Origin of the sequence: Nonomuraea sp. NPDC050643, assembly GCF_040654715.1 — a bacterium.
Lineage (GTDB): Bacteria > Actinomycetota > Actinomycetes > Streptosporangiales > Streptosporangiaceae > Nonomuraea.
Map to the genome: position 1 here is coordinate 134601 of NZ_JBFAIM010000025.1, position 14820 is coordinate 149420.

The window sequence follows — 14820 nt, forward strand, 5'->3', positions numbered from 1 at the left end:
GGGCGGCAGGGGCCATGGGGCCCTAGGGTGGGGTCGGAAATCCTGATGTTCGAGTAATTGGCGGGGATATGTCCGACGCGACGCGGCCCTTGGTCGCCGACCGGTACCGGCTCGACGAGCTCATCGGCAGCGGGCCGGTGGGCGAGGTGTGGCGCGGGTACGACACGCGGGCCGACTGGGTCGTGGCCGTGAAGGTGCTCGGGGCGACGGCGGCGGGGGCCGCCACCCGGGAGGTGCTCAGGCAGCACGCGCAGACGGTCGCACGGGTCATCCACCCGAACGTGGCCATGGTGCTCGACGTCGGCGATCACGACGGATCCCCGTTCCTGGTCATGGAGCACCTCACCGGTCTCAGTGTCGGCGAGGAGCTGGCCGCGCAGGGGTCCATGAAGATCGTCGACGTGTGCGACCTGATCGGGCAGGCGGCGGCCGGCCTCGACGCCGCGCACCGGGCCGGCGTCGTGCACGGCCGGGTCGACCCGGACAGCTTCCGCCGGGCCGCCAGCGGGGTGCTCAAGGTCGTCGGGTTCGGCATGGACGACCGCGAGCCGTCGGAGCGGGGCCGCTTGTACGCCGCCCCGGAACGGACCGCGGGGGAGCCGGCCCAGCCCGCCGGCGACCTGTACGCCCTCGGCGCCGTCTGCTACGAGCTGCTCTGCGGGCGCCCGCCCTTCGAGGACCCGGGCGGTGAGCAGGGCGGTGAGCAGGGCGGTGAGCAGGGCGGCGAGGTGGTGTCCTCGCGGGGCGAGCCCGTTCCGCCGAGCGCGCACCGGCCGGAGGTCCCCGCCGACCTCGACCGGCTCGTGCTGGCCATGTTGTCCGCCGACCCGGCGAAGCGGCCGGGCGGTGGAGAGTCCATCCGCCGCGCGCTGGCCGCCATCGCCAGGCCGCGCGCCAACCCCGCCGCGCTCCCCATGACCGGCGCCTCCCTGTCGCCCGCCGGCGCGACCCCGGCTCCCGCGGACGGCGCCACCGCCGTCTACCAGGCCGGTGTCCGGGCGCGGGCCGGTGACACGGCCGTCTACGAGGCACCCGAGCTCGAACCGGAACGCGGCCCCAACCGCAAGCTGATCCTTCAGGTCGGCGCCGCCGCGGCGGTCATCGCGATCGTCACCGTGGGCATGGTGATGTGGGCCGGCGCGCGCCAGGAGCCCGTGGTGCCGGAGCCCGTCCCGTCCGCCGCCGTCACCACCACGGGGCCGCCCGCCACCACCGAGCCTCCGGCGACCACCGAGCCTCCCCTCCCCAGCCGCGACCCGTCGCAGGACCTCGTGAGCACCCTCGGCCCTCAGGACCCGGGCGGGCTGCGGGAGACGGCCGCCCCCAAGGCCACCCTCGGGGTGTCGGTCCCGACCGGCGGCTACGGGACGTGGCTGCAGCGGTTCGACTCCGCGCTGATGGCCCAGCAGGCCGCGGGCGGCATCAGCCCCGGCGTCGCCGCCAAGGCCCGCGAGAAGATCAGGCACGCGGCCAGGAAGTTCGAAGAGGGGCACACGGGCCCCGGGCTGAACCAGATCGCGGGCGTCTACCGCGATCTGGAGCGCGCCCAGGAGAAGGGCGAACTGGAGGTGACCGGGCCGCTGGTGGACTTCATGAGGGACTGGCGGCTTCCGGAGAGGTAGACGCCGGAGGCCGGTCCAGGCCGTGGCGCCGGGCCGGAGATCCACGCGGAGCCGTTCCTCGGCCCCTTCAGGACCGGTAGACTAGAGGATCGAGTTCCGATCACCGCCGAGCCTGGGGTCAAGCTTCCGGGCCAGGGCGGGGTTCGCATCGAGGGCACCCTCGTGACGCGTCAGGGCGGGCCGGAACTTTTCACGAAGACGACCAAGGAGCTGCTCGTCCTTTAGAGCGGCCACACGCGGGAGAAGAACGAGTGGCGACGACCAACGACCTCAAGAACGGCATCGTGCTGAAGCTCGACGGCGGTGAGCTGTGGGCCGTTGTGGAGTTCCAGCACGTCAAGCCGGGCAAGGGCGGCGCGTTCGTGCGCACCAAGCTGAAGAACGTGCTCTCCGGCAAGGTCGTCGACAAGACCTTCAACGCCGGCGTCAAGGTCGAGGTGGCCAACGTCGACAAGCGCGAGATGCAGTACTCGTACAAGGACGGCGACGACTTCGTGTTCATGGACACCGAGACCTACGACATGGTCAACGTGCCCAGCAACACCGTCGGCACCGCCGCCAACTACATGCTGGAGAACACTCTGGCCACGGTCGCGTTCAACGAGGGCGCCGCGCTCTACATCGACCTGCCCGCCGCCGTCGAGCTGACCATCTCCAACACCGAGCCGGGCCTGCAGGGCGACCGCTCCACCGGCGGCACCAAGCCCGCGACGCTGGAGACCGGCGCCGAGATCAAGGTCCCGCTGTTCATCACCACCGGCGAAAAGGTCAAGGTCGACACCCGCAGCGGCGAATACCTCGGCCGGGCCTGAGGTGTCGGCACGCGGCAAGGCACGCAGACGGGCCCTCGACATCCTCTTCGAGGCCGAGCTGCGCGACGAGGATCCGCTGCGGATCCTCGCCGAGCGGGTGGAGCGGCAGGAGCCGCCGGTGAACGAGTACACCTCGACCATCGTCGAGGGCGTCGCCCGGCACCACACGCGCATCGACGAGCTGATCACCACCTACTCCGAGGGCTGGACGCTCGACCGGATGCCCGCCGTCGACCGCAACCTGCTGCGCGGCGGCACCTACGAGCTGCTGTGGATGCCCGACGTGCCCGAGGGCGTGGTCATCAGCGAGTGGGTGCACCTGGCGGGTGAGCTCTCGACCGACGAGTCGCCGCAGTTCATCAACGGCCTGCTGGCCCGTTTCAAGCAACTCAAGCCAAGCCTCACCCTTTAGACAGCCTCGTTCGAGGAGCCGGAACCGCGCGTTCGGGGTACGTTCCAACCACGCCTGCCTGTACGGCTCGCGAAGGCGAGGGACGTGCGCCGTCGCGCGGTCGGAGCGGATCCGCCCGCCTGGCCGTGTGGTCGCGCACCGTACGGAGAAGCGGCGCGTCACCAGCCGCGACGCGCCCTTTTCTGTGCCACCCCTGCCGGCCTGCGGCTACGGTTGACTCATGGTGACGGAAGAGGACGTGCGCCGGCTCGCGCTGTCGCTGCCCGAGACCACCGAGAAGCCCATGTACGGCATGCCCGCCTTCTACGTGCGCGGCAAGTGGTTCGCCCGGGTCAAGGAGGAGGGCGACCTGCTGGTCCTGCCGGTGGGCTCGCAGGAGGAGAAGGCGGAGCTCATCGCGGCGGAGCCGGCCAAGTTCGGCACGACGCCCCACTACGACGGGCACGCGATCGTGCTGGTGCGGTTCGGCGCGGTCGACGCCGCGGAGATGGGCGAACTCCTCGCCGACGCCTGGCGGCTGCGGGGGCCCCGCCGGCGGGCCGCCGGGTTCGAGGGCTGACCGGCGCGCGGGGCGGCGGCCGTACGGGTAGGCCAGGTGAGGAGCGGGGGATCCCGCGCACGGCGTAGGCTGGGCCCGTCCGCGAAGAAAGCCGTTCGCGAAGTGCGCGTTCGCGAGGGCGCCGGTCGCGAGGGAGAGGGAGGCGAGCCGACGTTGCGTGCTGAAGGCGTCACGAGGACCCCGGCGGTGCGGACCGCCGTCGTCTGGGACGCGTTGCGCTCCGTGCTGGCCGAGCGCACGGCGGCCACCGGCCGTGAGTCGCTCGACATCGTCGACGCCGGGGGCGGCACCGGAGGGTTCGCCGTGCCGTTGGCCGCGCTCGGTCACGCCGTCACCGTCGTCGACCCGAGCCCCGACTCGCTGGCCGCGCTGGAGCGCCGCGCCAAGGAGAAGGGCGTGGGCGTGCGGGCCCTGCAGGGCGACGCCGACGACCTGGGCGAGCTGCTCAGCCGCGACTCCGCCGACCTGGTGCTGTGCCACAGCGTGCTGGAATACGTCGAAGACCCGATCAGCGCGCTGACCGCGGTCGCGGGTGTGCTGCGCAGGGGCGGGGCCGTCAGCGTGCTGGCCGCCAACCCCGTGGCCGCCGCCATCCACCGGGCGCTCGCCGGGCAGTTCGAGGAGGCCCGGGCCGTGCTCGACGACCCGGTCGGGAGCTGGGGCGACCGCGACCCCACGCCGCGCCGCTTCGCCGCAGACACGCTGGTGGAGCTGCTGACCGCGACCGGGTTCTCGGTCGGCGCCCTGCACGGCGTGCGCGTCTTCGCCGACCTGGTGCCGAGCCGGCTCGTCGACGGGGAGCCCGGCGCCGCCGAGTCGCTGGTGGCGCTCGAGCAGGCCGCCGCCACCCATCCCGTGCTGCGCGACATCGCGACGCAACTGCACGTCCTCGGGCACAGGGCCTGAGGGCGCGGGAAGGGAAGAATCGATGCCCGCACCCCTCGGTGTAGAACGCCTGTTCGGATAGAATCGACGGCGTGTCTCGCAAGCAGATCACCGGCATCGGCCCCGCTCCGCGGACCGGGGTCGATGACAGCGGCTGCCCCATCCTCCACGTCGACATGGACGCCTTCTACGCCAGCGTCGAGCTGCTCGAGCGTCCCGAGCTGCGCGGCCAACCGGTGATCGTGGGCTCGCCCGCCGGGCGCGGCGTCGTGCTGAGCGCCACCTACGAGGCCAGGGCCTTCGGCGTGCACTCGGCGATGCCCATGAGCAGGGCGCGCAGGCTCTGCCCCCGGGCCACCGTCATCCCGCCCAGCCACGGGAAATACTCCGAGGTCTCCAAGGGCGTCATGGAGATCTTCCACGCGATCACCCCGCTGGTCGAGCCCATCGCCTCCGACGAGGCGTTCCTCGACGTCGGCGGCGCCCGGCGCCGGCTCGGCCCGCCCGCCGCCGTGGCCGCCATGATCAGGGAGCAGGTCCTCGACCGCTACGGCATCACCTGCTCCGTGGGGGTGGCCGGCAGCAAATTCGTGGCCAAGCTGGCCTCCAAACAGTGCAAGCCCGACGGGCTGCTGGTGGTGCCCGCCGGCCAGGTCGTGGACTTCCTCCATCCGCTGCCCGTGTCGGCGCTGTGGGGGGTCGGTGAGCGCACCGAGCAGTCCCTGGTCCGCCTGGGCATCCACACCGTCGGAGACCTCGCCAGGGTGCCGTCCGGCACGCTCCAGCGTGAGCTGGGGCAGGCCGTGGGCGCCCATCTCGCCGCGCTGGCCTGGGGGCGCGACGAGCGGCCCGTGAGCACCCACGTGCCCGACAAGAGCATCGGCAACGAGGAGACGTTCGCGGTCGACGTCGACGATCCGGAAGTGATCAAGCGGGAGCTGCTGCGGTTGTCGGAGCGGGTGGCCGCCCGGATGCGTAAGGCCGGTCACGTGGGAAGAACTGTAAGTGTGAAGCTACGCCGAGCCGATTTCACCACGATCACCCGCTCGCGCACCCTGCGCGAGCCCACCGACGTCGCCCACGTGATTTACGCCACTTCTTGCGAGCTGTTCGAGGCGGCCGGGCTCGAGCGGGTGCGGCTGCGCCTGGTGGGGGTCCGGATGGAGAATCTGCGCCCGGCGGAGGAGGCCACCCGGCAACTCGGTCTCGGCGAGCGGGAGACCGGGTGGCGCGAGGCGGAACAGGCCATGGACAAGGCGATCAGCAGATTTGGTCCCGATGCGGTGCTCCCTGCGTCGCTCGTACGTGGCAAGCTTGATGAAATAGAGACATGACGTTCGATGTCCGTACTTGGTGGGGGCATCCGTGTCAGGATTTTGGGGGAAGGGGGGCGAGATGGTCCACAATAGAGCCATGACGTCACCTCCGGTTTGGTCTGCGTTGGACGTTTGCTTTCGCCTACGTCTACAGCCTCGTATTCTGGGGATAACCGACCGCGAGGTTCGGACACCCCGTGTCGTCCGTTGCCGTCTTCCCCGTCCTGGGGCCGTCCTTGGGAGGCGCCGTGCCGCTCTCTGAGCACGAGCAGCGCTTGCTCGACCAGATCGAGCAGGCCCTCTACGCCGAGGACCCGAAGTGGGCCAACACCGTAAGGATCAGTGACCCACGCAGCCATTACAAGCGTCGCCTGGTCAAGGCCTCCATCGGCTTTGCCCTCGGCGTCGTGATCATGATGGTCGGCGTGGTCATGAGTCTGATTCCGCTCGGCGTCGGCGGTTTCGTGGTCATGCTCGCCGCGTGTCTGTGGGGCCTGTCCAGTTGGAAACGCATGAATGGGTTCGGTGACTCCGCCCCAGCCTCAGGCACGGCCGTTCCTCCGGGCAAGCAGGCCCGCCGGGGCAACCGGGGCAGTTTCATGGAGCGCATGGAAGAGCGCTGGCGCCGTCGTCACGACGAGCGCTGATCCAATAGCCGGACAAGCGAGCGGCCGCCCCCGTAAGGGGACGGCCGCACGTTCGGTCGGCCGGTCAGGTGCCCTTCTGGGCTGCCGTCCGCCGCAACCGGATGTTCTCCAGCAGGTCGAACCCGTCGAGCAGCCGCTCGCCGACGGCCCGCAGCCGCCGCAGCGTCGACGGAGGCAGCAGCACCGCCCGCACCCGCCGTCCGCGTGAGACCGTGGCACCCAGGGCCTGCCGCACCGTGCGCAGGTCCTTTCTCATGGGCCCGATCGCGCCGGGGTCCCTGGCGAACAACACCCGCTCGACGGCCGAGGCGATGGCCGTGATGGCCGTGGCCGACTCCGCGTCGAACTCGTACTGCTGGGTCAGCCGCCGCGCCAGCGCCCGCGGGGTCTCGCTGGGGTTGCGTGCCATGCCGAAGTCGTACAGCACGTCGTCCAGCTCCGCCCACGCCGCCGCCACCGCGGGATGCCCGTTGCCCGGGCCCTTGCCCGACACCATCGCGGCCGTCAGCTCGTCGGAGGGCTCCGACACCTTCCAGCCCAGGCTCCGCACGCGCCGGTTCCTGGTGATCAGCCGCACGCAGGCGGGGATCAGCAGGATCAGCAGCAGCACGCCGGCCCCGATGCCGATCTTGCCGATCAGCGGCATCGAGTCGTCGGGCGGCAGGATGCCGGTCGCGATCTGGCCCTCGCGGTCCACCTCACGCGGGTTGCGGCGGGCCGTCGGGTCCTGCGCCTCCTCCGCGGACGAGCTGGTCGCCCCCGGCGTCGGCGCCGCGGACGTCGCCGCCGGCTCCGGCCTGGGCAGCGTGTACTCCGGCACACGCGCGCTGCCCTGCCCGGCCGCCCCGGCGGGGGTCGGCTCGAACGGCAGCCAGCCCACGCCCTCGAAGTACAGCTCCGGCCAGGAGTGGGAGTCGTTCGTGCCGACCTGCCACTCGTCACCGATCTTCGAGCCGCCGGTGTAGCCGATCGCCACCCGCGACGGGATGCCCACGATCCTGGCCAGCACCGCCATCGACGCGGCGAACTGCTCGCAGTAACCCGTGCGGTCGCGGATCAGGAAGTCCCGCAGCGCCGAGTTGCCGTGCCCCTGCGTACGCAGGCTGTAGGTGAAGCCGCCGTCCTTGGTGAAGAACTGCTGCAGCTTCACCGCCGCCTCGTAGTTCGTCGAGGTGTCCGCGGTCAGCGAGTCGGCCAGCTCCACGATCTCGGGCGGCAGGTTGTCCGGCAGCCGCAGGAAGCGCGGATCCGTGCTCCCCTGAGCCCCGTCGACGCCGTCGAGCAGGTCCGGGGTCGGCTCGGGCTCGCTCGTGGCGACCTCGTACTCGATGCCGGCGGCCTCCTCGCGGGTGGAGAAGACCATCAGCGTGTCCACGTCGGCCCGCCAGTCGCCGTCCACCCGGATCTGCCGTGGCGGGTACGGCAGCGGCAGGAACTGCAGCTTCGCGATCTCCTCGCTGATCTGGATCTTCGTGACCACGTTCTTGGTCTTCGTCTCGGCGCTGAGCCCGGTCGGAGGCGGGAGCGGGCCGTTCTCCGTCCGGTTCTCCGCCAGCCCCTTCGGCTCCGTCATGCCGAACTGCTGGCCGTCGAAGCTGTCCAGGGCGTAGATCCGCAGATAGCGAGGATTGTCGTCGTTGTTGGTGTACGACAGGACCACCCGCCGCTCCGGCAGTTCGAGCTGGCCCTTCAGGTTGGCGATGGGGTTCGGGATGCTGATCGAGTTGCCCGGCCCCGAGCCCCTGCCGCCCACGCCGAACGTGAAGAACGACACCGGCTCCATGGCCGGCAGCGCCGCCGGCACCAGCACGGCCAGCGCGATCGCGGCGAACCCGATGCGCTTGCCCGACAGCCGCAGACCGCTCGTGTCCGCAGCCGCTCGCGGGCCGTTCGGGGGCGGCGAGGTGGCGGCGCGGGTCCGCCGCACCAGCACCGCGCGGCCCCAGTGGCCCACCCGCTCGCGGCCGTCCGCGATGAGCAGGCTGACGAAGCCGAGCGCGGCCACGATGAACGCCGGCCAGCTGATCGGGTCGCTCAGGATCGTCGCCGGCACCGTGGCCAGCGCCAGCAGCGGCAGCCCGGCCAGCGCCGCCCGCCGCACCCGCGCGGCGAGCAGGTCCACGGCGATCGCGATCAGCGCCACGCCGCCGGCCGTCAGCAGCGTGATGCCCTCGGTCTCCGGCACGGGCGCGGCGAAGCGCTGGATGTCGGCCCAGCCGACCCCCAGCAGCCTGGCCAGCTCCGCCACCGACCCCTTCGTCGGCACCAGCAGCGCCCACGCCTTGTCGGCGGCGAAGGCGATGGTCAGGTAGAGCCACGTCGCGGCCACGGCCACCAGCGGCGCCGCCCACGCGGGCAGCGACAGGCGGCTGCTCAGCAGGCCCGCGGCCACCACGGCCAGCACGGCGCCGAGCGAGGTCCAGAGCCAGGTGCCCCCCTGGAAGAGCGGGAAGAGCAGGATGGCCGCGGTGAACGAGGCCACACCCGAGGCGATCGTCAGCCTCATGCCGCGCCTCCCGTGGGGTTGAGCGAGTAGCGGCCGCGGTTGGCGGCGTCCTGCCAGACGGAGGCGACCGAGGTGCCCGCGGGCAGCCGTACGATGCGCCAGCCGTACCCGGTCAGGACGGTCTGCGCCGCCTGGTAGTTCTCCTCCGCCATCCGGTCGCCGCCGTCCCATGTGCTCACGTCGAGCATGACGGCCACGCCGGTGATGCCGCTGTGCCTCAGCCGGGCCAGGTCTCTCGCCTCCTCCGCGTCGAGCGCGCCGAGCACCGCCACGATGAGGCCGTCGCCGCCGCCCTGGCGCAGGGCGGAGACGCCCATCTCCAGGGACCGCGCGGGACTGTGCCGCACCACGGCCAGGGTGTCGAGCAGCGAGTAGCTCAGCCCGCTGTCCGTCAGGTGCTCGGCGCCCTGGTCGGTCACCAGCCGCAGGCCCAGGCCCTCGTGGGCGAGGTGCACGCCGATCGAGGCCGCGGCCGAGACGGCCACCTCGAACGACGAACGCGGCCCCTCACCCCGGTGGGCGTGCCTGCGCGTGTCCAGCAGGAGCGCGCCGCGGCTCTGCCACTGCTGCTCCTCCCGGCGTACCATCAGCTCGCCGTAGCGGGCGGTCGAGCGCCAGTGCACCCGGCGCAGGTCGTCGCCCTGCCGGTATTCACGCGGCGCCACGTCGTCGTCGCCGGCCGCCGCCACACTCCTGGTACGGCTGTCGCCCCCGCCCGTCCACTCGCCCGACAACCGCACGTGCGGCAGCGCCGCGACCTGCGGCGTCACCACGAGCGTGTCGCTGATCGTGAACGAGCGGGTCAGCTCGACCAGCCCGAACGGGTCGGCGATGCGGATGGACAGCGGCCCGATCGTGTACCGGCCGCGCAGATCGGAGCGCACCCGGTAGTCGATCTCCCGCACGCCCCGCGCCTCGACCCGGTCGAGCACGAACCTGGGACGTACGCCCAGCGCGTAAGGAACGGTGTCCTCGATGAGCAGCAGACCGGTCGGCAGCCGGGTGACGTTCTCCAGGCGCAGGGTCACGGTGGCCTCCCCGCCCACCTCCGCCCTCGGCGGATCCAGACGCCTGGCACAGCTCAGCCGATAGCGGGTGCGCGCCACCACCATGGCCGCCAGCAGCGGCAGCGCCGTCACCAGGACGCCGATCCTGAACAGGTCGTTCTCGCCCAGGATGATCGCCATCAGCAGCGCCGCGATCCCGGACGCCAGGAACGACCTGCCCCTGGAGGTCAGCGCCTGCAGTCCGGCTCTCACGACGCTCGCGTCTCCGGCACCGGCACGCGCCTGATGAGATCGGTCACCACCTGCTCGGGCAGGCGGCGCTGCCCCTGGGCCTCGACGCTGGGCAGCAGCCTGTGCGCCAGCACGGGGATGGCCAGGTCCTGGAGGTCGTCGGGGATGACGTAGTCGCGGCCCGACAGTGCCGCGTGCGCCCTGGCCGCCCGTACGAGCTGGAGCGTGGACCTCGGAGAGGCGCCCAGCCGCAGGTCGGGGGAGTGGCGGGTGGCCACGACGAGGTCGATGGCGTATTTCTTGACCGGCTGGGAGACGTAGACGCCGCGTACGGCCTCGATCAGGGCGCGCACCTCCGCCGTCGTCGCCACCGGCTCGAGCTTGTCGAGCGGAGAGGTGCCGCCGTGCACGTCGAGCATCTCGAGCTCGGCGGTCGGCTCCGGGTAGCCCATCGCGACGCGCGCGGTGAAGCGGTCGCGCTGCGCCTCGGGCAGGGGATAGGTGCCCTCCATCTCGATGGGGTTCTGGGTGGCGATCACCATGAACGGCGCGTCGAGCTGGTACGTCCGCCCGTCGACCGTCACCTGGTGCTCCTCCATGCACTCCAGCAGCGCGGACTGCGTCTTGGGGGAGGCACGGTTGATCTCGTCGCCCACCACGATGTTGGCGAACACGGGGCCGGGCTTGAACTCGAACTCTCTGGTCTGCTGGTTGTACGCGCTCACCCCGGTGATGTCGCTGGGCAGCAGGTCGGGGGTGAACTGCACCCGGCGGACGGGACAGTCGATGGAGCGGGCGAGTGCCTTGGCCAACATCGTCTTGCCCACCCCGGGCACGTCCTCGATCAGAAGGTGGCCCTCTGCGAGCAAGACGGTCAGCGTGAGCCGGACGGCGTCGCTCTTGCCCTCGATCACCGATTCGATCGCCTGCCGAATCCGGTGGGCTGTGGAGACCAGCTCATCGAGCTGGGGAGGGACGTCATGGGTTACTGCCACCAGGCCTCCATGAGAAGTGCGACGGCCGTCCCGTACGGTGCCTTTGCGGGAGCCATGCCATTCCTTTTCCATTGTCTGTACGACCCTACGACGCTGCGGGTTCTCGAGCGACATTTGTGGATATTCCAGGGAACCCTGGTCATGTTCCTGTTCTCATCGCATAGAGGTACGAATCCGGTGACACGAGCGGCCCTCGATCCGCTCCACTTTCCTCCACGCGGAGCCTCCCGAAGCGCCGCCGGCCCTATTTCCGCGCCCCTTTCAACCCTCGACACGCCCATGAGGGTTGACCGGGCGGTCACCGCCCCCCACTCCGCTCCATCGCTCTGACCTGCGGTAACGCAACGGAAACTGATGATGAAGACGGTTCGAATCAGTTGACGGTGGGGAGAAGTGGAGTATGGTGGTGCGCAGTGGAGGGCCCGGTGCACCAGCGCTGAGCGCTTCACTGAGGCACGGGAGGTGGGGCCGGTGTTCCTCGGCACCCATCAACCGCGTCTTGACGACAAGGGACGGCTGTTCCTGCCGGCTAAGTACCGTGAGGAGCTGGCGGAGGGTCTTGTGATCACCAAAGGCCAGGAGCGATGCCTCTACGTCTTTCCCGTGGAGGAGTTCCAGCGCATTACCGAGGCTCTCAGCACCGCCCCGGTCACCGCCAAGGCGGTGCGTGACTACAGCCGCGTCTTCTTCGCCAGCGCGTCCGACGAGAAACCAGACAAGCAGGGACGCATCACGATCCCGCAGAGCCTTCGCCAATACGCGGGGCTGGAGCGTGACTGCGTCGTCATCGGGGCCAACACCCGGCTGGAGATCTGGGACGCACAGGCCTGGGACACCTATCTCAGCGCACAGGAGCAGGCGTTCGCCGATCTGTCGGAGGAGGTGCTGCCAGGGATCTTGTAGTGACCACGGTCGATCCGTCGGTGAAGTCGTTCGGCGAGGTCTCCACCCGCAACCACTGCCGGCCAACTGATGCACCTTCCCCGGTGTCAGATGGCGGGCGTCCACGAAGAGGGTGCGGATGGGGACCTGGCCGGGCGGCGCCGGGTGGGGACCCAGGAATGACCGGCGATCGATCGCATACGCGTCATCCGCGAGCAAGGGACGCGAGAGGGGGGTTGGAGATGGACGACAACGTCGGCACCGGCGGTCACGTTCCGGTGATGCTCGAGCGCGTTCTGGAGCTGCTCGGGCCCGCGCTGACCGGTCCCGAACCGGTCGTCGTCGATGCCAACCTCGGCCTCGGTGGCCACTCGGAGGCCCTGCTCGCCGCCTATCCGGGGCTGCGGTTGATCGGGATCGACCGCGACCCCTTCGCGATCGAACACTCGACGCGCAGGCTGAGCCCGTACGCGGAGCGGACCACCCTGGTCCACGCCTCCTCCGACGACCTGCCCGAGGTGCTCGACCGAGCCGGGCACGCCACGATCGACGGAGTGCTGTTCGACCTCGGGGTCTCCTCGCCGCAGCTCGACGAGGCCGAGCGCGGGTTCGCCTATTCCTATGACGCGCCGCTCGACATGCGGATGGACACCTCGCAGGAGCTGACGGCCGAGCGGGTGGTCAACACCTATTCCGCCGCCGAGCTGACGCGCATCCTGCGCGATTACGGCGAGGAGAGATTCGCTCAGCGTGTCGCCGGCCTGATCACTAAAGAACGGGCCAAAGAGGCAATAACCTCGACGAAGCGGCTAGCGGACATCGTGCGCGAAGCGATTCCCGCCGCCACCCGGCGCACTGGGGGCAACCCCGCCAAGAGGACTTTTCAGGCGCTGCGCATCGAGGTGAACGCGGAGCTGTCCGCCCTGGAGGCGGCGCTGCCCGCGGCACTCGACGCGCTGGCGCTGGGTGGGCGAGTCGTCGTGCTCTCCTACCACTCACTCGAGGACCGGCTCACCAAGCAGGCCCTCACGGCGCGAACCAAGGACACGAGCCCCCCCGGGCTGCCGGTCCCGCTACCGGCTCACCAGCCGAGGTTCCGCTTGCTGACGAGGGGAGCAGAGCTCCCAAGCGAAGAAGAGCTCGCCCGCAACCCGCGGGCGGCCTCGGCCCGGCTACGGGCGGCAGAGAGGATCCGTGTTGACGACTGAGCAGGAGACCGGCAGGGGCGCGCCAGCCCGCCGCGCCGTGCCCAAGACGGGCACGCGCCGCTCGGCGACGCCGCACCAGTCCAAGCCGCGTCCCCGTACTGACACGCGCCCCGAGGCCGACGCCAAGCTGTCGGCGGCCGAGCGGGCGCGGGCCGACGCCAAGCCGTCGGCCGCCGAGCGGGCGCGCGCCGACCGCGCCGACCTCGCCGCGGACAGGCGGCCGGCCGGCGTGCGCGCGGAGACGTCGGGCACGGCGTCGAGTGCCGCGGCGGGCAAGGTCTCGGGTGTGGCGTCCGGCGCGGCACCGGGCAAGGCGCCCGGTAAGACGTCCGGCAAGGCGCCGGTCGTCGAGCGTCCCGCGGCCCCCGGCAAGCGGCCGGTGCGCGGGCGGACGCGTCCGGAGTCCGGGTCGCCGTCCGCGCGTCCCGCGCCGCGGCGCCGTCCGGCGCGCGGCCGGCAGCGGGCGCCGTTCGTGCTGCTCGTCGTCGGGCTGCTCTGCGGTGGCCTGGTGAGCCTGCTGCTGCTCAACACCATGCTCGCCCAGGACGCCATCACCGACGCGACCCTGCGCAAGGAGATCGAGGTCGCGCGCGAGCAGAACGCGAAGATCGACCAGGAATACCAGCGCAAGACGCAGCCCGACGTCATCGCCGAGCTGGCCGAGAAGCAGGGCGAGAAGCCTAACTGGGACAACGTCGACATCTGGAGCAGCGCCGGCGACCAGGCGAGCCAGGTGGACAGGGAACGGTGAGGGACTCAGGCGGCAGGGGACAGGGTCCCGGCCGCGGCGCTGGCGGCGCCGGCTCTCAAGGAGGGCCCGGCGCCGCTCGTCGTACGCCGGGCGGACCGGGACGTACGGGGCGCCAGGGCGGCTCCGCCCGTTCCGAGGGGCAGGGCCGCCCGGCGTCGCCGGAGAACCCGCCGCGCCGGCCGCGTGACCGGTCGTCCGACCCCTTCGACCTGCCGTTCGGACGTGACGACGGCGCCAAGGAGCGCCCGGGGCAGGAGCCCGGCGGCCGATCGCGCGACGGTGACCGTGCCCGGCCGCGCGACGGCGACGAGGGCTCTCGCTCGCGCGACGGCGGCTCTTCGGGGCGTTCGCGCGACGAGGGGCCGCGGGGCCGTTCGCGCGACGACGAGCGCAGGCGTTCAGGAGACGACGGCGACGGTGGTCGTCGGCGTTCCAGGGGTGAGGCCGACAGCGACCGCCGTCGTGCCCGGGACGCGGACGACGGCCCTCGGGGGCGCGACAGGGGTGATTCCGCTCGCGGGCGGGCCACGTCCGGCCGTGAGGACGGTGACCGGCTCAGGGGGCGCGCGCCGGGACGCGACGAGCGCTCGCGCGGCTCCGCCGAGCGGGCCGGCGACGCCGTGCGCAGCCCACGGGCCCGCCGCGACGGGACCCGCCCGGACGGCGACGACCCACGGCGCCGGGGCCGCGACGCGGCACGCGCGGACGGTGAGGACTCCCGGGGCCGCGGCGCGGGACGGCCGGGTGGTGAGGACTCCCGTGGCCGTGCGGGGCGGCAGAGCGGTGAAGACTTGCGTGGCCGTGCGGGGCGGCAGAGTGGTGAGGACTCGCGTGGCCGTGTGGGGCGGTCCGACGGCGAGGACTCCCGGGGTCGTGGCCGGGCGCGGTCCGACGGTGAGGAGGCGCGGCGGCGGAGCCGGCAGGACGACGGCGCGGCCCGGCGTACGCCGGCGGGCAACTCCAGGCCGCCGGCCGCGGGTTCCCGGC

Annotated in this window: 14 protein-coding genes and 1 pseudogene; 11 read left to right on the plus strand and 4 right to left on the minus strand. The window is 71.7% G+C overall.

Annotation, left to right across the window (positions count from 1 at the left end):
* Positions 1–68: 68 nt before the first annotated feature.
* The 8 genes from AB0I15_RS31365 to AB0I15_RS31400 all read left to right on the plus strand — a co-directional run bounded on the left by AB0I15_RS31365 (position 69) and on the right by AB0I15_RS31400 (position 6253).
* The gene (locus tag AB0I15_RS31365) at positions 69–1622 is read left to right on the plus strand and encodes a protein kinase (protein WP_358102945.1); all 1554 of its coding nucleotides are present in this window, start codon (positions 69–71) and stop codon (positions 1620–1622) included.
* A 39-nt stretch (positions 1623–1661) separates the two neighbouring features.
* Positions 1662–1847, plus strand: a complete 186-nt coding sequence (locus AB0I15_RS31370; protein ID WP_358102990.1) for a hypothetical protein — start codon at positions 1662–1664, stop codon at positions 1845–1847.
* A gap of 26 nt (positions 1848–1873) precedes the next feature.
* Positions 1874–2434: an elongation factor P gene (gene efp / locus AB0I15_RS31375; RefSeq protein WP_358102948.1), complete on the plus strand. Its 561-nt coding sequence runs from the start codon at positions 1874–1876 to the stop codon at positions 2432–2434.
* Between the two features lies 1 nt (position 2435).
* On the plus strand, positions 2436–2846 hold the full coding sequence (nusB, locus tag AB0I15_RS31380) for a transcription antitermination factor NusB (RefSeq protein ID WP_358102950.1): 411 nt from the start codon (positions 2436–2438) through the stop codon (positions 2844–2846).
* Between the two features lie 220 nt (positions 2847–3066).
* On the plus strand, positions 3067–3405 hold the full coding sequence (locus tag AB0I15_RS31385; protein ID WP_358102952.1) for an MmcQ/YjbR family DNA-binding protein: 339 nt from the start codon (positions 3067–3069) through the stop codon (positions 3403–3405).
* Between the two features lie 186 nt (positions 3406–3591).
* Positions 3592–4311, plus strand: a complete 720-nt coding sequence (locus AB0I15_RS31390; protein WP_358102954.1) for a methyltransferase domain-containing protein — start codon at positions 3592–3594, stop codon at positions 4309–4311.
* A gap of 71 nt (positions 4312–4382) precedes the next feature.
* On the plus strand, positions 4383–5624 hold the full coding sequence (gene dinB, locus AB0I15_RS31395; RefSeq protein WP_358102958.1) for a DNA polymerase IV: 1242 nt from the start codon (positions 4383–4385) through the stop codon (positions 5622–5624).
* A gap of 230 nt (positions 5625–5854) precedes the next feature.
* A complete protein-coding gene (locus AB0I15_RS31400; protein ID WP_358102961.1) occupies positions 5855–6253 on the plus strand; it encodes a DUF3040 domain-containing protein in 399 nt (132 codons plus the stop codon).
* A 64-nt stretch (positions 6254–6317) separates the two neighbouring features.
* Here the strand turns inward: AB0I15_RS31400 and AB0I15_RS31405 are convergent, their stop codons facing one another.
* The 3 genes from AB0I15_RS31405 to AB0I15_RS31415 are packed head-to-tail and all read right to left on the minus strand — an operon-like array spanning position 6318 to position 10992.
* Positions 6318–8759 carry a DUF3488 and transglutaminase-like domain-containing protein gene (locus tag AB0I15_RS31405; protein ID WP_358102964.1) on the minus strand — a complete coding sequence of 814 codons (2442 nt, stop codon included), beginning with the start codon at positions 8757–8759 and terminating at the stop codon, positions 6318–6320.
* Positions 8756–10018: a DUF58 domain-containing protein gene (locus AB0I15_RS31410; protein ID WP_358102967.1), complete on the minus strand. Its 1263-nt coding sequence runs from the start codon at positions 10016–10018 to the stop codon at positions 8756–8758. Before AB0I15_RS31410 ends, AB0I15_RS31405 begins: the two co-directional genes overlap by 4 nt.
* Positions 10015–10992 (minus strand): MoxR family ATPase, encoded by a 978-nt coding sequence (locus AB0I15_RS31415; protein ID WP_358102970.1) that lies wholly within the window; start codon positions 10990–10992, stop codon positions 10015–10017. Before AB0I15_RS31415 ends, AB0I15_RS31410 begins: the two co-directional genes overlap by 4 nt.
* Positions 10993–11463: 471 nt before the next feature.
* On the opposite strand from AB0I15_RS31415, the gene mraZ reads away from it, so the two are divergent.
* The 3 genes from mraZ to AB0I15_RS31430 all read left to right on the plus strand — a co-directional run bounded on the left by mraZ (position 11464) and on the right by AB0I15_RS31430 (position 13833).
* Positions 11464–11895, plus strand: coding sequence for a division/cell wall cluster transcriptional repressor MraZ (gene mraZ / locus AB0I15_RS31420; RefSeq protein WP_090930667.1), 432 nt, complete (start codon positions 11464–11466; stop codon positions 11893–11895).
* Between the two features lie 221 nt (positions 11896–12116).
* Positions 12117–13082, plus strand: coding sequence for a 16S rRNA (cytosine(1402)-N(4))-methyltransferase RsmH (gene rsmH, locus AB0I15_RS31425; RefSeq protein WP_358102975.1), 966 nt, complete (start codon positions 12117–12119; stop codon positions 13080–13082).
* Positions 13072–13833 carry a hypothetical protein gene (locus AB0I15_RS31430; RefSeq protein WP_358102978.1) on the plus strand — a complete coding sequence of 254 codons (762 nt, stop codon included), beginning with the start codon at positions 13072–13074 and terminating at the stop codon, positions 13831–13833. The genes rsmH and AB0I15_RS31430 overlap by 11 nt, the downstream gene beginning before the upstream one ends.
* Before the next feature lie 398 nt (positions 13834–14231).
* Here the strand turns inward: AB0I15_RS31430 and AB0I15_RS31435 are convergent.
* Positions 14232–14820 (minus strand): annotated as a pseudogene (locus AB0I15_RS31435) (hypothetical protein); the annotation flags it as partial.